At 70.2% G+C, this 16,939-nt stretch carries 20 protein-coding genes; 7 read left to right on the plus strand and 13 right to left on the minus strand.

Annotated features, from left to right (window positions below; translation table 11 throughout):
* Positions 1–2: 2 nt before the first annotated feature.
* Genes CCS38_RS27470 through CCS38_RS27480 form a run of 3 tightly spaced genes read right to left on the minus strand, consistent with a single transcriptional unit; the run spans position 3 to position 1,076 of the window.
* Complete coding sequence (locus CCS38_RS27470; protein WP_223736017.1) at positions 3–404, minus strand: DNA-binding protein; 402 nt, start codon at positions 402–404, stop codon at positions 3–5.
* Complete coding sequence (locus tag CCS38_RS27475; RefSeq protein ID WP_223736018.1) at positions 401–649, minus strand: type II toxin-antitoxin system CcdA family antitoxin; 249 nt, start codon at positions 647–649, stop codon at positions 401–403. Before CCS38_RS27475 ends, CCS38_RS27470 begins: the two co-directional genes overlap by 4 nt.
* Positions 609–1,076, minus strand: coding sequence for an ATP-binding protein (locus CCS38_RS27480; protein WP_223736019.1), 468 nt, complete (start codon positions 1,074–1,076; stop codon positions 609–611). The genes CCS38_RS27475 and CCS38_RS27480 overlap by 41 nt, the downstream gene beginning before the upstream one ends.
* 111 nt (positions 1,077–1,187) lie before the next feature.
* On the opposite strand from CCS38_RS27480, the gene CCS38_RS27485 reads away from it, so the two are divergent.
* Genes CCS38_RS27485 through CCS38_RS27495 form a run of 3 tightly spaced genes read left to right on the plus strand, consistent with a single transcriptional unit; the run spans position 1,188 to position 2,431 of the window.
* Positions 1,188–2,021 (plus strand): helix-turn-helix domain-containing protein, encoded by an 834-nt coding sequence (locus CCS38_RS27485; RefSeq protein WP_223736020.1) that lies wholly within the window; start codon positions 1,188–1,190, stop codon positions 2,019–2,021.
* Positions 2,018–2,224, plus strand: a complete 207-nt coding sequence (locus CCS38_RS27490) for a DUF397 domain-containing protein (RefSeq protein ID WP_223736021.1) — start codon at positions 2,018–2,020, stop codon at positions 2,222–2,224. The genes CCS38_RS27485 and CCS38_RS27490 overlap by 4 nt, the downstream gene beginning before the upstream one ends.
* Before the next feature lie 15 nt (positions 2,225–2,239).
* The gene (locus CCS38_RS27495) at positions 2,240–2,431 is read left to right on the plus strand and encodes a DUF1059 domain-containing protein (RefSeq protein WP_223736022.1); all 192 of its coding nucleotides are present in this window, start codon (positions 2,240–2,242) and stop codon (positions 2,429–2,431) included.
* Positions 2,432–2,512: 81 nt separating this feature from the next.
* Here CCS38_RS27495 and hemB read toward each other — a convergent pair whose 3' ends face one another.
* From hemB to CCS38_RS27520, 5 genes are read right to left on the minus strand one after another with little or no spacing between them, the layout of a single operon-like run.
* A complete protein-coding gene (gene hemB / locus CCS38_RS27500; protein ID WP_223736023.1) occupies positions 2,513–3,505 on the minus strand; it encodes a porphobilinogen synthase in 993 nt (330 codons plus the stop codon).
* The gene (locus tag CCS38_RS27505) at positions 3,502–5,151 is read right to left on the minus strand and encodes a bifunctional uroporphyrinogen-III C-methyltransferase/uroporphyrinogen-III synthase (RefSeq protein WP_031050622.1); all 1,650 of its coding nucleotides are present in this window, start codon (positions 5,149–5,151) and stop codon (positions 3,502–3,504) included. Before CCS38_RS27505 ends, hemB begins: the two co-directional genes overlap by 4 nt.
* On the minus strand, positions 5,148–6,116 hold the full coding sequence (hemC, locus tag CCS38_RS27510) for a hydroxymethylbilane synthase (protein ID WP_223736024.1): 969 nt from the start codon (positions 6,114–6,116) through the stop codon (positions 5,148–5,150). The genes CCS38_RS27505 and hemC overlap by 4 nt, the downstream gene beginning before the upstream one ends.
* Positions 6,113–7,561 carry a glutamyl-tRNA reductase gene (locus CCS38_RS27515; RefSeq protein ID WP_223736025.1) on the minus strand — a complete coding sequence of 483 codons (1,449 nt, stop codon included), beginning with the start codon at positions 7,559–7,561 and terminating at the stop codon, positions 6,113–6,115. The genes hemC and CCS38_RS27515 overlap by 4 nt, the downstream gene beginning before the upstream one ends.
* Positions 7,558–8,337: a redox-sensing transcriptional repressor Rex gene (locus tag CCS38_RS27520; protein WP_223736026.1), complete on the minus strand. Its 780-nt coding sequence runs from the start codon at positions 8,335–8,337 to the stop codon at positions 7,558–7,560. The genes CCS38_RS27515 and CCS38_RS27520 overlap by 4 nt, the downstream gene beginning before the upstream one ends.
* A 385-nt stretch (positions 8,338–8,722) precedes the next feature.
* On the opposite strand from CCS38_RS27520, the gene CCS38_RS27525 reads away from it, so the two are divergent.
* The 4 genes from CCS38_RS27525 (at position 8,723) to CCS38_RS27540 (ending at position 13,022) form a co-directional block, all read left to right on the plus strand.
* Positions 8,723–9,001: a glutaredoxin family protein gene (locus CCS38_RS27525; RefSeq protein ID WP_223736027.1), complete on the plus strand. Its 279-nt coding sequence runs from the start codon at positions 8,723–8,725 to the stop codon at positions 8,999–9,001.
* Positions 9,002–9,262: 261 nt separating this feature from the next.
* The gene (locus CCS38_RS27530) at positions 9,263–10,171 is read left to right on the plus strand and encodes an HAD family hydrolase (protein ID WP_372457155.1); all 909 of its coding nucleotides are present in this window, start codon (positions 9,263–9,265) and stop codon (positions 10,169–10,171) included.
* Between the two features lie 535 nt (positions 10,172–10,706).
* A complete protein-coding gene (locus CCS38_RS27535) occupies positions 10,707–11,501 on the plus strand; it encodes an ECF subfamily RNA polymerase sigma factor, BldN family (RefSeq protein WP_030262341.1) in 795 nt (264 codons plus the stop codon).
* A 315-nt stretch (positions 11,502–11,816) separates the two neighbouring features.
* Complete coding sequence (locus CCS38_RS27540) at positions 11,817–13,022, plus strand: DUF5667 domain-containing protein (protein WP_223736029.1); 1,206 nt, start codon at positions 11,817–11,819, stop codon at positions 13,020–13,022.
* A gap of 111 nt (positions 13,023–13,133) precedes the next feature.
* Here the strand turns inward: CCS38_RS27540 and CCS38_RS27545 are convergent, their stop codons facing one another.
* The 5 genes from CCS38_RS27545 to CCS38_RS27565 all read right to left on the minus strand — a co-directional run bounded on the left by CCS38_RS27545 (position 13,134) and on the right by CCS38_RS27565 (position 16,921).
* Positions 13,134–14,138, minus strand: coding sequence for a lysophospholipid acyltransferase family protein (locus tag CCS38_RS27545; RefSeq protein WP_223736030.1), 1,005 nt, complete (start codon positions 14,136–14,138; stop codon positions 13,134–13,136).
* Between the two features lie 14 nt (positions 14,139–14,152).
* Positions 14,153–15,202: an NAD-dependent epimerase/dehydratase family protein gene (locus tag CCS38_RS27550; protein ID WP_223736031.1), complete on the minus strand. Its 1,050-nt coding sequence runs from the start codon at positions 15,200–15,202 to the stop codon at positions 14,153–14,155.
* A 303-nt stretch (positions 15,203–15,505) separates the two neighbouring features.
* Positions 15,506–15,604 carry a 30S ribosomal protein bS22 gene (locus CCS38_RS27555; RefSeq protein WP_003948845.1) on the minus strand — a complete coding sequence of 33 codons (99 nt, stop codon included), beginning with the start codon at positions 15,602–15,604 and terminating at the stop codon, positions 15,506–15,508.
* A gap of 163 nt (positions 15,605–15,767) precedes the next feature.
* Positions 15,768–15,977: a helix-turn-helix domain-containing protein gene (locus tag CCS38_RS27560; RefSeq protein ID WP_014144137.1), complete on the minus strand. Its 210-nt coding sequence runs from the start codon at positions 15,975–15,977 to the stop codon at positions 15,768–15,770.
* Positions 15,978–16,105: 128 nt separating this feature from the next.
* Entirely contained in the window at positions 16,106–16,921 is an 816-nt protein-coding gene (locus CCS38_RS27565) for a phosphatase (protein ID WP_223736034.1), read from the minus strand.
* Positions 16,922–16,939: the final 18 nt, after the last annotated feature.

The following is a 16,939-nucleotide window of genomic DNA, read 5'->3' on the forward strand; positions in this document are numbered from 1 at the left end:
GGTCACACGGCGATGAGCCGTACGCGATCGCCGCACAGTTTCCGCATGTCGTCGACGTCCGACGTCAGCATGGCCACCGGCCCTGGCTGGCGCAGGGCAACTTCCGCGACGGTGGCATCGATGGCGTACTGGTGGCCGTGCAGACCGGTGGCCTTGAGCAGTGCCGCCGCTTCTCGCGCCGCCCGCCCGGTGACCGGCTCGATCCGTACTCGGGACAGCGCCCAGTGCAGCCGCGGCAGGTTCACGCGCGCATGGCTCACCTCGACGATGGTGTTCGCCCCCACGACGAGATCGGCGCCCGCCTCGTGAAACAGCCGGAACATCGCCAGAACCTTCCGGTCCTGAGCGATCCAGGCCGACAAACCCTCGGAGTCCAGAACCACAGTCTCCATGCGCCCGCTCACGCAGCACCCGCTCGGCCGTCGGACTCCCCCGCACCGAAAATCCTTTCGCGTGCCTCGGCCAGTTCCTCCTCGGTGAAGGCGCCCTGCTCCTCCTCGTATCGCCGCAGGTCCTCGCCGAGCAGTTGGTGCCTTATCTGGCGCGCCACGGCGTCGGCAACATAGCCGGAGATGTTGTCGGTGAGCTTCTTCAACTCAGCCACCTGCTCAGTCGGCAAGGTGACCGTGATGCGCGTTGTCGCAGACATGCATCGAGCATACTGCGGTATGCACCCGTGACGCGACCTCACACCAGACGATCTTGCCGGGGTTCCGGTCGGCCACACCCCACTTGTCTGCGACGGCCCCGACCAGCAGCAGGCCGCGCCCCCGCTCGTCCCCGTCCCCCGCCGGGTCCGCGACGCGTGGGCACCCCGGCCCCGAGTCGTGCACCTCGATCCGTACGAGGTGGTCCTCCTCCCCGGCCCGGTGGAGCCGCAACAGGAACCCCCGTCCCGGCGGTACGCCGTGCCGTACGGCGTTGGTCGCCAGCTCACTCACGCACAGCAATGCGTCCTGCGTACGCGCCTCCCCGAAGCTCCAGTCGGCGAGCGCGCGGCGCGCGAACTCCCTTGCCGCCGGCACGGATCTGCGCGTCCGCGGGTAAAAACGCTCCCGGAAGTGATCCTCGTTCACGCCACACAGGTTGCTCTCCGTAACTACGCTGAAGCAGTCCGTCAGCCCGTACAGATTCGCTGTACGGGTCCTGCGCGCGTGACGCACGGAAAATGGTGGGAGTGGGTCCCCATGCAGCCCCGGAATCATCCCAGTCGCCGGAAGAACGCGACGACGCTGCGCCTCGTAGGCGCCCAACTGGCCCTGTTCCGCCGTCTGTCCGGCCTCACGCAGCGCGAGCTGAGCGACCGCCTGAACGTCGGCGAGGAGACGATCGCCTCGATCGAGCAGGGAAGACGTCCCTTGAAGGGCGACTTGGCCGAACGCCTGGATCTTGAGCTGGGGACACGGGGTGTCCTCGCGGTCGCCGTGGAGTACATGCCGGAGATCGAGAAGTTCCCCGTCTGGGCGGCGGAGTTCATCGATTACGAACGGGAGGCGATCGCTCACTACTCGTACGAGAACCAGGTGTTCCCCGGGCTGCTTCAGACCAAGCCTTACGCCTACGCGGTCTTCCGCAACGAGATCCCCCTGCTCGACGAGACGGAGATCGAGGAGCGTGTAGCCGCGCGCATCGAGCGACAGTCGATCCTGCACCGCAAGGCGCCGACCACGGTCAGCTTCATCCTCTACGAGGCCGTACTCAGAGAACACCTCGGCGGAGACGCGGAGTTGCACGCGGAGCAGCTGCGCCATACACGCGCCTGCGCCGACCTCCCGGGAGTCACCATTCAGGTCATGCCTTTCGGGCGCCCCACTCACACCGGCCTCTCCGGGCCCTTCGTGCTGCTGGAGACCCCCGATCACGTGCACCTCGCCTACTCCGAAACACAGCGTGGCGGTCAACTCATCTCCGACCAGGACGAGGTGAGCGTCCTGGCCCGCAAGTATGCGATGCTGCGAACAGAGGCTCTCACCCCCGAGGAAACCAAAAGCCTCTTGGACCGGCTGCTAGGAGAGCTATGAACGCCGCACTCACGTGGTTCAAGTCCAGCTACAGCACGGAGCAAGGCGGCAACTGCGTCGAAGTGGCGGCGACGCCCACCGCCATCCACATCCGCGACTCCAAGGACCCCGACGGGCCGCAGCTGGCCGTCAGCCCCGCCGCTTGGTCGGCCTTCACGGCGCGCGTGCGGCGCGCCCCGCGTGGGGCGACACTGGAGGGGTGAGGAGGTGGTGGCGTCATGCGTAAGGTCGCCGACTGCCGGGATTACCCCAGCGAGATGAATTGCACCCTTGTGCTTTCCGGCGAGGAGGAAGAGGTCGTCCGGGCCGCCGCTGAGCACGCGGTGTCCGTACACGGTCACACGGACAGCCTGGAGCTCCGTCGGGATATCCGGAACATGCTCAAGGACGAGGTACCGCAGCACGCCTAGGGCTGAGGACTGAATGACCAGAGCCCCCGCGTCCAGGTGGACGGCGGGGGCTCAGCAGTGCGAAACCGCAGGTCAGAGCCGTCAGAGACGGCGGGCGACCTCCGTCGCCCAGTACGTCAGGATGTTCTGCGCGCCCGCGCGCTTGATGCCGGTCAGGGCCTCCAGGATGGCCGCGTCGCGGTCGATCCAGCCCTTTTCCGCGGCGGCTTCGATCATCGCGTACTCGCCGGAGATCTGGTACGCGGCGACCGGGACGTCGACGGACTCCGCGACATCCCGGACGATGTCGAGGTACGGCATGGCCGGCTTGACCATGACCATGTCCGCGCCCTCTTCGAGGTCGAGGGCCAGCTCGCGCAGGGACTCGCGGGCGTTGGCGCCGTCCTGCTGGTAGGTCTTGCGGTCGCCCTTCAGCGACGAGCCCACCGCTTCGCGGAAGGGGCCGTAGAAGGCCGAGGCGTACTTCGCGGTGTAGGCGAGGATCGAGACATCCTCGTGGCCCGCGCCGTCCAGGGCCTCGCGGATCACGCGGACCTGGCCGTCCATCATGCCGCTGGGGCCGACCGTGTGGGCCCCGGCATCGGCCTGGACGCGGGCCATCTCCGCGTACCGCTCCAGCGTGGCGTCGTTGTCGACCCGGCCGTCCGGCGTCAGGACGCCGCAGTGGCCATGGTCGGTGAACTCGTCCAGGCAGAGGTCGGACATGATCACGAGGTCGTCGCCGACCTCGGAGCGGACGTCGCGGAGCGCGACCTGGAGGATGCCGTCGGGGTCCGTACCCGCCGTGCCCGCCGCGTCCTTCTTGGAGTCCTCGGGGACGCCGAAGAGCATGATCCCGGAGACGCCCGCGGAGACGGCGTCGACGGCCGCCTTCCGCAGGGTGTCACGGGTGTGCTGGACGACGCCCGGCATCGAGCCGATCGGCACCGGCTCGGAGATCCCCTCGCGGACGAACGCCGGGAGGATCAGGTCCGCCGGGTGGAGCCGGGTCTCGGCGACCATGCGGCGCATGGCGGGGGTGGTGCGCAGCCGGCGGGGCCGCGCACCAGGGAAACGTCCGTACGTACTGCTCAACTGCGAGCCCTCCTGCGCGATCCGGGCCGGCGCTCGCTCGGACGGGTGACCGGGTCACCGGCCTCGACCGCGGCGGCGCGCCGGGCCGTACCGAAGTCCGCGAGCGCTTCGGCCAACTTGTGCACCGAGGGCTCGGGCGACATGACGTCCACGCGCAGCCCGTGCTCCTCGGCGGTCTTCGCGGTGGCCGGGCCGATACAGGCGATCACGGTCACGTTGTGCGGCTTGCCGGCGATGCCGACGAGGTTCCGCACCGTCGAAGACGAGGTGAAAAGTACCGCGTCGAAGCCGCCGCCCTTGATCGCCTCGCGGGTCGTGGCGGGCGGGGGCGAGGCGCGGACGGTCCGGTAGGCCGTGACGTCGTCGACCTCCCAGCCCAGCTCGATCAGCCCGGCGACGAGGGTCTCCGTGGCGATGTCGGCGCGCGGGAGGAAGACGCGGTCGATCGGGTCGAAGACCGGGTCGTAGGGCGGCCAGTCCTCCAGGAGGCCGGCTGCGGACTGCTCGCCGCTCGGGACGAGGTCCGGCTTCACGCCGAAGGCGATGAGTGCCTTGGCGGTCTGCTCGCCGACGGCCGCGACCTTGATGCCCGCGAAGGCGCGCGCGTCCAGGCCGTACTCCTCGAACTTCTCGCGGACGGCCTTCACGGCGTTGACCGAGGTGAAGGCGATCCACTCGTACCGCCCGGTGACCAGGCCCTTGACCGCGCGCTCCATCTGCTGGGGCGTACGCGGCGGCTCGACGGCGATCGTCGGGACCTCGTGCGGCACCGCGCCGTACGAGACGAGCTGGTCGGAGAGCGAGGCGGCCTGCTCCTTCGTCCGCGGCACGAGCACCTTCCAGCCGAACAGCGGCTTGGACTCGAACCAGGAGAGCTGGTCCCGCTGCGCGGCGGCGCTGCGCTCGCCGACCACGGCTATGACCGGCTGCCCGCCGTCCGCCGAGGGCAGCACCTTGGCGGCCTTCAGCGTCTGCGCAATGGTGCCCAGGGTGGCGGTCCAGGTGCGCTGCTTGGTGGTCGTACCGGCGATCGTGACGGTCAGCGGGGTGTCGGGCTTGCGGCCCGCCGCGACCAGCTCGCCGGCAGCCGCGGCCACCGAGTCGAGGGTGGTGGAGACGACCGCGGTCGCGTCGCTGGCGCCGACCTCGGACCAGCAGCGGTCGTCGGCCGTACGGGCGTCCACGAAGCGGACGTCCGTGCCCTGCGCGTCGCGCAGCGGCACGCCGGCGTACGCGGGCACGCCGACCGCTGCGGCGATGCCCGGCACGACCTCGAAGCCGATGCCTTCGGAGGCGCAGGCCAGCATCTCCTCGGCGACATTGGCGTCCAGGCCGGGGTCTCCGGACACGGCACGCACGACCCGCTTGCCGGTGCGTGCGGCCCCCATGACAAGATTGGTCGTGTCCCGAAGCGTGGGGACATCGGCGGGGATTGACGCCTCGTCAGCTGAAGCCTGCAGCGGTGTGTCCACGTTCGCCCGGGCATGCGTGCGGACGACGTCGAGCACCTGCGGGTCCGCGATCAGCACGTCCGCGTGGGACAGCGCCTCTACGGCGCGCAGCGTGAGCAGACCCGGATCTCCCGGCCCGGCACCGAGGAAGGTGACCTGGCCGGCGGCGGGGTGGTTAGGGGCGGTGGGGTTCAAAGTGCTCGCTCCCCCATAAGACCGGCCGCACCCTTGGCGAGCATCTCCGCGGCGAGCTCACGGCCCATGGTCGCCGGTACAGAAACGTCGTCGCGGGAGGTGGGTACGTGTCCGGTGGTGGACAGCTGCACCAGCGTGCTGCCGTCGGTCGTGCCGACGACGCCACGCAGGCGCATTTCGGTGACAGCCCGTTCGCCGGCCTGGAAATCGGCCAGCGCACCCACAGGTGCGGAGCAGCCGGCCTCCAGGGCGGCGAGCAGGGAACGCTCGGCGGTCACGGCGGCCCGGGTGAACGGGTCGTCGAGCTCGGCGAGCCGGGCGGCGAGGTGCTCATTGGTCGCGGCACACTCCACCGCAAGCGCCCCTTGGCCGGGGGCGGGCAAAACTGTGTCCGGCGAGAGGAGCTCCGTCGCCTCGCCGATGCGGCCGAGGCGGTTGAGCCCGGCAGCGGCCAGTACGACCGCGTCCAGCTCGCCCTTCTCGACGTAACCGATGCGGGTGTCTATGTTCCCGCGGATCGGCACGGTCTCGATACGACGGCCCAGCGTCCGCGCCCAGGCGTTCAGCTGCGCCATGCGGCGCGGCGAGCCGGTACCGACCCGCGCCCCGTCGGGCAGCTGCTCGAACGTCAGGCCGTCGCGGGCTATCAGCGCGTCCCGCGGGTCCTCGCGGACCGGGATCGCGGCGAGGGTAAGGCCCTCGGGCTGCGCGGTCGGCAGGTCCTTGAGCGAGTGGACGGCGAAGTCGATCTCGCCGGCGAGCAGCGCGTCGCGCAGCGCCGAGACGAAGACGCCGGTACCGCCGATCTGCGCCAGGTGCTCGCGCGAGACATCGCCGTACGTGGTGATCTCCACCAGCTCGACGGGCCGCCCGGTGACCTGGCGGACCGCCTCGGCGACGAGTCCGGACTGGGCCATGGCGAGTTTGCTGCGCCGTGTCCCGAGTCGCAATGCGTGGTGCGTCATGAGCGCTGCTCCCGTGCTGTGTCGTGCCTGTCCGCGCGCGTGTCGGCCCGGCTGACGGCGGCGACCGTCTGGGGGTCGAGGTCGAAGAGCTTGGTCAGCGCGTCGGCGTACCCGGCACCGCCGGGCTCGCTGGCGAGCTGCTTGACCCGCACGGTGGGCGCGTGCAGAAGCTTGTCGACGACCCGGCGCACGGTCTGGTTGATCTCCGCGCGCTGCTTGTCGTCCAGGTCGGGGAGGCGGCCGTCCAGCCGCGCGATCTCGGCGGCGACCACGTCGGCGGCCATGGTGCGCAGGGCCACCACGGTCGGCGTGATCGTCGCGGCGCGCTGGGCCGCGCCGAAGGCCGCGACCTCCTCGGACACGATGGTGCGTACCTGGTCCACGTCGGACGCCATGGGGGCGTCGGCGGACGCGTCGGCCAGCGACTCGATGTCGACGAGGTGGACGCCCGCGATCCGGTGGGCCGCGCCGTCGATGTCGCGCGGCATCGCCAGGTCGAGCAGGGCCAGTTCCCGGTCCTCACGGCCCTTCGCGGCCGCCGCGACCGCCTCGCCGGTGAGGACGAGCCCGGTCGCACCCGTACACGAGATCGCGATGTCGGCAGCGGCCAGCTCGGCCGGCACCTGGGACATCGGGACGGCGCGCGCGGTGAGGCCGTTGGCGCGCCCAGGGCTGCCCGGCTCGGTGAGGATCTCCGTGAGGCGCTCGGCGCGCTCCACGGTGCGGTTGGCGACGGCCAGTTCGGTCACGCCCGCGCGCGCCAGGGTGGCGGCCGCGAGCGAGGACATCGAGCCCGCGCCGATGACCAGGGCACGCTTGCCGCGGGCCCAGGCGTCCACGCCCGGGGCACCGAGCGGGGCGGTGGCGTCCGGTACGGCGTCGTCGGTGAGGACGCAGTGCGCATCGTGACCGCCGGCCGCGCCCGCGAGCTGCTCCAGGCCGAAGGTGACCAGGGACTGGCCGGCCTTGTCGATGCCGGTCTCGCTGTGGGCACGCTTGCCGACCCGCAGGGCCTGCTGGAACAGGTCGTTCAGCAGCCGCCCGGCGGTGTGCTGGTCCTGCGCGAGGGCGAGCGCGTCCTTGATCTGGCCGAGGATCTGGCCCTCGCCGACGACCATGGAGTCCAGGCCGCAGGCCACGGACAGCAGGTGGTGGACGGCGCGGTCCTCGTAGTGGACGTAGAGGTACGGCGTGAGCTCGTCCAGGCTGACGCCACTGTGCTGGGCGAGCAGCGTGGACAGCTCGGCCACACCGGCGTGGAACTTGTCCACGTCGGCGTAGAGCTCGATGCGGTTGCAGGTGGACAGCACGGCCGACTCGGCGGCCGGCTCGGCCGACACGACGTCCTGCAGGAGCTTGCCGCGGGAGTCGGGGGCCAGCGCGGCCCGCTCCAGGATGCTGACCGGTGCACTGCGATGCGAAAGGCCGACGACCAGGAGGCTCATGCCGGCATCACGGCGGGCACGTCCCCGTCAGGTCCCTTGCGGTCGGAGTCGTCGGCGGGCGCCGGGCGCACGGGGGTCGTGGCCGGCTGCGCGGCGTCCTGGCTGCTGGCCTCCTCGCCGGCCTTCCGCTGCTCGTGGAAGGCGAGGATCTGCAGCTCTATGGACAGGTCGACCTTGCGCACGTCGACCCCTTCGGGGACGGACAGCACAGTCGGCGCGAAATTCAGGATGGAGGTGACACCGGCGGCGACGAGGCGGTCGCAGACCTGCTGCGCTGCGCCCGCGGGGGTCGCGATCACGCCGATCGAGACGCCGTTGTCGGTGATGATCTTTTCGAGCTCATCGGTGTGCTGGACGGCGATGCCCGCGACGGGCTTGCCGGCCATGGCCGGGTCGGCGTCGATCAGGGCCGCGACGCGGAAGCCGCGGGAGGCGAAGCCGCCGTAGTTGGCGAGCGCGGCGCCGAGGTTACCGATACCGACGATCACAACCGGCCAGTCCTGCGTGAGGCCGAGCTCCCGGGAGATCTGGTAGACGAGGTACTCCACGTCGTAGCCCACGCCGCGGGTGCCGTAGGAGCCCAGGTACGAGAAGTCCTTGCGCAGCTTGGCAGAATTGACCCCCGCCGCTGCGGCCAGCTCCTCGGAGGAGACCGTGGGGACCGAACGCTCCGAGAGCGCGGTCAGTGCACGCAGATACAGCGGAAGCCTGGCGACGGTGGCCTCGGGGATCCCTCGGCTTCGGGTCGCCGGTCGGTGAGTTCGGCCAGTTGCCACGGTGCTCCTGCGGGTAGAGCGGGGCTTTGGACGGCCAAATGTCTCAAGACCGCCCTGTCGATAGCAGGCTATGTCTTTGTGAACGCGTGCACAAAGATGGTGTCCGCTTTGTCCCGTCAACGTGACCGGTGTCACGCACTTATTGCGGCAATTCGCGGAACCGCATCCTGCGTCACTCCGTTCACACGCTTCGCGTGGATAACGCAGGACCGTGGACGGGAGCATGCCGCCACTCTCCTCGCTGTTTTGCCCCCGTACACCGTTAAATCACCCATCGATGGTAAGGGAAACGACCTCCCCGGCAGCGGGTCCGTGACGGCCGTCATAGCCGTTCTTGACCTGGTGGCACGGGTGCGGACGGGCCCGGCAGGGGCACAATGGCGGCATGGCCCCGCTTCTCCGCCGCACCCCGCGCAAGAACCCCGCCGACCGCACGGTCACGCTCATCGGCAAGCCGGGTTGCCATTTGTGCGACGACGCACAGAAGGTGATCGAGGCGGTCTGCGCCGAGACCGGCGCCGCCTGGGAGAAGCGGGACATCACCGAGGACCAAGAGCTCTACCGCAAATACTGGGAGCAGATTCCGGTCATCCTCGTCGACGGCGCGCAGCACGACTTCTGGCGCGTCGACCCGCAGCGGCTGCGCAAGGCGCTGGGCGCCTGAGGGCGTACTCAGGGGGCACGGCCGGGGCGCGCCGACGCCACGCGGTGTGGCCGTAACGCGACCGTCGGCAGCCCCGTACCTGCCTGACATGCGTGCGTAACCGGGGCCACCGAACAAACTGGCTATGCTCGCCGTATGGCCGACCCGTCGCCCGAGCACCGCCCCGGCAGGAGCCCCTTCAGCGCGCCCCTCGTCACGGGCATTCCGTCCCTTGTGACGGGGTGGTTCACCCGTCACCGGCGCCCCGCCACCGCGCGCAGCGTGCTGGCCGGCGAGGCGGCGGCCGAGGCCGCCCGCAAGAGCTCCCAGGAGGCCGAGGCACAGGCCGCGGCGGAGGCCGCCGCCGCGACCGCCGACAGCGAAGCCGAGACCGCCGAGCCGGACTTCCCGGTCGTCGGCGACGAGGCCGCCGCCGCCTTCTTCGATCTCGACAACACCGTCATGCAGGGCGCCGCGATCTACCACTTCGGGCGCGGCCTCTACAAGCGGCACTTCTTCCACAAGCGCGACCTCGCCCGCTTCGTGTGGCAGCAGGCGTACTTCCGGCTGGCCGGCTCGGAGAACCCCGAGCACATGGAGGACGTGCGCAACAGCGCCCTCTCCATCGTCAAGGGCCACCGCGTCTCCGAGCTGATGACCATAGGCGAGGAGATCTACGACGAGTACATGGCCGAGCGCGTCTGGCCCGGCACCCGCGCGCTCGCCCAGGCGCACCTGGACGCGGGTCAGAAGGTGTGGCTGGTGACCGCGGCTCCCGTGGAGACCGCCACGATCATCGCCCGCCGGCTCGGCCTGACCGGCGCGCTCGGCACGGTCGCCGAGTCCGTCGGCGGGGTCTACACCGGCAAGCTGGTCGGCGAGCCGCTGCACGGGCCCGCCAAGGCGGAGGCGGTGCGCGCGCTGGCCATGGCCGAAGGGCTCGACCTGTCGCGCTGCGCCGCGTACAGCGACTCGGCCAACGACATCCCGATGCTCTCGCTCGTCGGCCACCCCTACGCGATCAACCCCGACACCCGGCTGCGCAAGCACGCGCGCGAGCAGGGCTGGCGGCTGCGCGACTACCGGACGGGCCGCAAGGCCGCCAAGATCGGCATTCCGGCGGCGGCCGGGGTGGGCGCGGTGGCGGGCGGCGCGGCGGCCGCGGTGGCTCTCCAGCGCCGGCGCCGGTAGCGGCGGACGCGCGGACGGCAACGGCCTCGGGGGGCACGGCCCTATAACCGGAAGCTCGCCCAACTTCCAGTGGAGGGGTACGCGTTACACACCGTCACCGAAAGGGCGGGTAACGCGCCGCCCACCGATGATCACATCGACGGCGCGCGTCAGTTTTTTCGCGCTGCCCTTCGCAGCACCACCCCTGAGGGTGCTTCTGCGCGCCCCGTACGAACACCCGTACCGCTGTGTGCAGGGCAAACCTTCTTCATACCCCACCGGTCGACGGCCGGCCGCACGACGCCCGGTACGCCACAACACGCCCTTCAACCAGGCAGATCACGTCGCTTTCCGATCAATACCTGTTCAACATCTGATACTTGATCGACCAGAAATACGTAACAGACCAGACGGAATCGACGATTTGAGCAACTGGGTGTAGCGCTGCCTGTACGAAGCGTTATTCTCCTCAGACGCAAACCGGAACCCATAAGCCCCTACCGCGGGTGAACGGTCCCGCACTGCACGTGATGGAAGCTCTGCCTCTGGGAGTCCCGTGTACCCACACGTCGGGGTTGACGCCTCGGGCCTGGCTACGCTGCGTACGACACTTGTCGACCACCTGCGCAGTTTTGTCCCCACCGCGTACACCGTCCCCGCCCTCGCCACACCCGCACCTGCCGCAGGACCCGCCCGCCCCTGCTACGCCCTGGCGGACGCCAGGACCGCCGTCGGCGCACGATCCGCCGGCAGCCGTACGCGCCGCGGTGGCACGACCACCGCCCGCCGCCCCGCCGACAGCGACAGCCGCCGCATGATGGAGCTCGTCGAGCGCGCCCAGGCGGGCGAGGCCGACGCGTTCGGCCGCCTCTACGACCAGTACGCCGACACGGTCTACCGGTACATCTACTACCGCGTCGGCGGCCGGGCCACCGCCGAGGACCTGACCAGTGAGACGTTCCTGCGCGCACTGCGCCGGATCGGCACCTTCACCTGGCAGGGCCGGGACTTCGGTGCCTGGCTGGTGACCATCGCGCGCAACCTCGTCGCCGACCACTTCAAGTCCTCGCGCTTCCGCCTGGAGGTGACCACGGGCGAGATGCTCGACGCCAACGAGGTCGAGCGCAGTCCCGAGGACTCCGTCCTCGAATCCCTGTCCAATGCCGCCCTCCTCGAAGCCGTCCGCAAACTCAACCCCCAACAGCAGGAATGCGTCACGCTCCGGTTCCTCCAAGGACTGTCGGTCGCCGAGACCGCACGCGTCATGGGCAAGAACGAAGGAGCGATCAAGACCCTCCAGTACCGCGCTGTACGGACCCTCGCGCGGCTGCTGCCGGACGACGCCCGCTGACGTCGCCCACTCCCCTCCTCACGCCGCGCCCTCCCCGAACATCCGTCCCCCACACCACTCTTATTGTGGCGCCAAGCCCTGACCAGGCCATCACTTTCAGCCATCACGCGGTACCGGTCCGTCACATCATCGTGAGGGCGTAACCCGAGTACCTCGCCGCTCGTTGTGCGGAATGCAGGCTCCCTGCGGACACGCCATGCCCGCGGCCGCTCACTCGATCGAGTGGTTGCGTGCAGGGTGTGCAGCCTTCCGGCCCTGCTGGATCGTCAAGCCAGTCCGGGGAGTCGAGCGGGATGATGAGAGGAGGTGCCGCCCGTGATCGCGAACGTATCGGCGCACCGGCGGGCTCACGCCTTCGCCCAGGCGCTGGAGGATCAGGACCTCCAGGGCGCGGCCGATGAGCAGATCGACACACCGGGGCAGGAGCCTGCGGAGCCGGAAACGGCCCGGCTGCTGGCAGTCGCCGGCGGCCTGGGGGAGCTCCCCAAGCCCACGCTGGACCCGGAAGCGCGCACGATCCAGCGCGCGCAGCTCATCGCCGCGATGGAAGCCGCCTTCGCCGAAGGCGGCGCACCCTCCGACGGCGCGAAGGTGCCCCAGCAGCGCGGCGTGCGAGGCGCGCACCGCGCCGCCAAATCGCTCGGCCGGCTGCGCCCGCGGTCCCGGCTGTCCAGGAGGCTCGCCGCCGGCGGGCTGACGGTCGGCGTGGCGGCCGGCGCGCTCAGCGGAGTGGCCGCCGCCAGCTCCGAAGCGCTGCCCGGCGATTCGCTCTACGGCCTCAAGCGCGGCATGGAGGACCTCAAGCTCGGCATGGCCGAGGACGACTCCGACCGCGGCCGGCTCTACCTCGCCCAGGCGTCCAACCGGATGCAGGAGGCCCGCCGGCTGATGGAGCGGCTCAAGGCCGGGCCACTGGAGCACGAGACGCTGGGCGAGGTACGCAGGTCGCTCTCGGGCGTCACCCGGGACGCGGGCACGGGCCACCGCCTGCTGCACAGCGCGTACGAACGGGACGGGTCGCTCGGCGCCATCCAGGCGCTGGACTCCTTCACCGCCTCGCACCGCGAGGGCTGGGCACAGCTGCGCGACCGGCTGCCGGTGCAGCTCGCCGACGTCTCCCAGGACGTCAGCTCGGTCTTCGACGCCATAGACGAGGAGGTCGGGCCGCTGCGCTCGCTGCTGCCGAAGAAGGACGCGGACAAGGGCGCCCAGCACGGCACCCCGTCCGCCTCGGGCAGCACGGCCGAGGACCATTCGACGGCGCCGTCCCGCTCCGGCAGCCCGTCCGCGAGCGGCAAGGAGCACGACTCCCCCACGCCGCGCCCGTCCTCGTCCCCGCCGAAGGACGACGGCCTGCTCGGCGGGAACACCGGCGGCCTGCTCGACCCGCCCACCAAGGACAGCCCCTCCCCCTCGGACGGCGAGGAGAACAGCGACCGCCCCGCCGAGCCCGACGTCACGATCCCGCCGCTGCTCCCGGATCTGCTCCCGGGGCTCGGCGTCGACGGCCAGGAGGAGTAGCGGCGCGCGTCCATCCCAGCGCGCCTCCGCGGCCCGGCGGCGCCCGGTGTTCTTCCGGTCCTTCCCTCCAGAAGAACACCGGGCGCCGTCGCATGTGTACGGACGGGCCGGTCAGAAGAAGACCGAACGCCGTTGCACCAGCAGCTTGTAGAGCGTGTGCTGAATCGTTTCGCGCACCTGGTCCGTGAGGTTGAACATCAGCATCGGGTCGTCCGCCGCCTCCGCCGGATACCCGTCCGTCGGAATCGGCTCGCCGAACTGGATGGTCCACTTCGTCGGCAGCGGCACCGCGCCCAGCGGCCCCAGCCACGGGAACGTCGGCGTGATCGGGAAGTACGGGAAGCCCAGCAGCCGCGCGAGCGTCTTGGCGTTCCCGATCATCGGGTAGATCTCCTCCGCGCCCACGATCGAGCACGGCACGATCGGCACCCCGGCCTTCAGCGCGGTCGAGACGAAGCCGCCGCGCCCGAAGCGCTGCAGGCGGTACCGGTCCGAGAAGGGCTTGCCGACGCCCTTGAAGCCCTCCGGCATGACGCCGACCACCTCGCCGCGCTCCAGCAGCTGCTCGGCGTCCTCCGTGCAGGCCAGCGTGTGCCCGGCCTTCCGCGCCAGCTCGTTGACCACCGGCAGCATGAAGACCAGATCGGCCGCCAGCAGCCGCAGATGACGGCCCGCCGGATGCTGGTCGTGCACCGCGACCTGGAGCATCAGACCGTCCAGCGGCAGCGTCCCGGAGTGGTTGGCGACGATCAGCGCCCCGCCCTTGTCGGGGATGTTCTCGACGCCCTTCACCTCGACCCGGAAGTACTTCTCGTACAGCGGCCGCAGCGCGGACATCATGACCTGGTCGGTGAGCTCCTCGTCGTACCCGAAGTCGTCGACCTCGTACTCACCGGTGAGCCGTCTGCGCAGGAAGTTGAGGCCGCCGGCGAGCCGCTGCTCCCAGGACGCGCCCCGCTCCTCGGGCGCTCCCTCGGGCGCCGTCGCCTCCGATTCCTCGTGGCGCGGCGGCGGTACGGGCGTCAGGGCCGCGTTACGTGCCGCGCCCGCCGACCGCTTGGCCCTCCTCCGCGACCGCGGCTCCTCGCCGAACGGGATGACCTTGGCGTCCGCCATCGTGGGTGAACTCCTCACTGGGTCTGGGCACTGGCTGCGGGCAGCAGCGCGGCGAGCCGGTCGACGGTACGGGAGACGGTCTCGGGCGGCAGCAGGCCGGGACCTCGGCTGCGGGCGAACTCCGCGAAGGTCTCGGCCGTGGTGTACGCCGGTTCAAATCCCAGTGTCTCGCGCATCTGGGTCGTCCTGACGACCCTGCCGTGCGTGAGCATCCGGATCTGCTCCGGCGAGAAGTCGGTGATGCCGAGCGAGCGCAGCATCGAGCCCGCCCACGTGACCGTCGGCAGCAGCAGCGGCAGCGTGGGCCGGCCCAGCCGCCGCGAGCACTGCGAGAGCAGCAGCACGCCGTCGCCCGCGATGTTGAACGTGCCGCTGTTGAGCGTGCCCCGGCGCGGCTCGCCGGTCGCGATGCGGAGCGCCTCGATCGCGTCCTCCTCGTGCACGAACTGCAGCCGCGGGTCGTACCCGAGGACGGTGGGCAGCACGGGCAGCGAGAAGTACTCCGCGAGCGGGGAGTCCGCGCACGGCCCGAGGATGTTGGCGAACCGCAGCACGCAGACCGCGACGTCGGGCCGGCGGCGGGCGAAGCCGCGCACATACCCCTCGACCTCGACGACGTCCTTCGCGAAGCCGCCGCTGGGCAGGGACTTGGGGCTGGTGGTCTCGGTGAAGACCGCCGGGTCCCGGGGCGCGGAGCCGTACACACTCGCGGAGGACTTCACGACCAGCCGCTTGACGTGCGGTGCCTTCTGGCACGCGCCCAGCAGCTGCATCGTGCCGATGACGTTGGTCTCCTTGGCCGCCGAGCGGCCGCCGCGGGAACCGAGCGGGGTGCCGTGGATGTCCATGTGCACGACCGTGTCCACGCCCGTTTCGGCGAGGACCTTGGCAATGGCCGGATGTCTGATGTCGGCCTTCAGGAACTCGGCGCCGCCGAGGTGGTGCTCGGGCGGCACGGCGTCGACGCCGATCACCCGGTCGACGTCGGGATCGCGCTGGAGGCGGCGCACATAGCGGCCGCCCAGCTGACGTGCGGCTCCCGTGACGAGCACGACCTTGCCCAAGATCAGCCCTTCCTTCCCACCGTCGTCCCCCGCACGTCCCCGCACGTGCCGAGATGTGGCGGCCCACGCTATCCGGTCGGTGTTGCGCTGTGATGACTTGTGGACAGCCCCGGCCATGTTTCGGCCTGGTCCGGTCCTGATGCCGGGCCGGCTCACGTCGCGCCGCTCCGCCGAGTACCCGGCTTCCGGGCATGTGTGCCCCGCCGGACCCAGAGCCTCTGCCGCAAAGGCGCTTTGTGCCCCCGAACGCACCACAGCCCCCCACCATTCGGTGGGGGGCTGCGGAAACGCGCTCAGCTTCGCTTACTTCTTGTTGCGACGCTGAACACGGGTGCGCTTGAGCAGCTTGCGGTGCTTCTTCTTAGCCATCCGCTTGCGCCGCTTCTTGATAACAGAGCCCACGACTACCCTCGCTCACTTCGAATCACTCGGTGCGGGGCGTCCGAGCCCACACTACCTACATCGGGCCAGCCTACCCGGCGCCGAGCGTACGGCGTAATCCGAGGGTCTTTCGTGGCCTCCATACGGCCTCACCAGGCCCGCAACGGGACCTGTTGGGCCCCCGTCAGGCCGATTCCACCCCCACATAGGACTCGCGGAGGTAGTCGTGGACCGCCTGCTCCGGAACCCGGAACGACCTCCCCACTCGGATCGCGGGCAGATGACCGCTGTGCACCAAGCGGTACACGGTCATCTTCGACACTCGCATCACTGTGGCGACTTCCGCCACAGTAAGGAACACGACCTCATTCAGAGGCCTCTGGTCTGCAGCCATGACACACCTGGTCCTTCCGCACATGACGGGCACCGGCTTCCCCTCCGGTGACTCTTCGTCGCTATGCGCTCACTCCCCAGGTTAGGGGCGGGTGATGCGAGTGGGGAAGAGGAGTAGCCGTCGGCCGCCTACTGTGACAGACACGCTCGATTGAGTACATAGCGAGTAAGCGGTCGGTAGTAATCAGACCGCACAGCGTCATCAAGCGGAACTACGACGGACACCCGCCCCTCCGCCTGCCCGACGAACAGCGCCGGATCGTCAGTATCCGCCAGGCCGATGGCCTCAAAGCCCAGCTGACCTGCTCCGCAGACCCATCCGTGGTCCCCGATCACCAGCTCGGGAAGGGGTCCACAGGCGTCTGCGGCAGCACCAAGGGCACTACGAACCGGGAGGGGGGAGTGCGTGTGCACCTCCGGCTCCCCGAGGTCTCCCCACGCGCCGGGTTCGCGCATCCGCGCGACTCCCCGTACGTACGCAAGGTTGTACGTACGTACCCCAAACCGGGTCATTATGTCGATACTCGTGCCGTACGCAGGGGTGAGGACAGGGCATCCTGCCGCCGACAAAGCGTCTGCCAGACCGCCGTAAAAGCCGGTGAGGCGGTCCGGATGGCCCGTGCCGATCAGCACCGGCGAGCGTTCGCCGGCCGCCTCGCCGAGCCGGTCGGCGAACGCGTTCAGTGCCGCGACGGTCCGGTCCGGGTCGATCACATCCGTGCCAGAAATATGCGCAGGATCGGCCGAAACCCCGCACTGCTCTCCCATGAGCCCGAGCAGATCGCCGACGGACCAGTCCCCCACGGGCTCCAGACCGATGAGCGCCCGCGGGTCGCCGGCCGCGAAGAGGCGGTAGCGGTTCAGGCTCTTCTCCCGCGAGGTCGCGATCGACCCCGCGAGCCGTGCTCCGACCAGATGCGCCCGCAGCGCGCCACTGCTCAACACGCCGCCCATAGTGGCCCC

The organism is Streptomyces purpurogeneiscleroticus (assembly GCF_020024005.1).
In the GTDB taxonomy this organism is placed as follows: domain Bacteria; phylum Actinomycetota; class Actinomycetes; order Streptomycetales; family Streptomycetaceae; genus Streptomyces; species Streptomyces purpurogeneiscleroticus.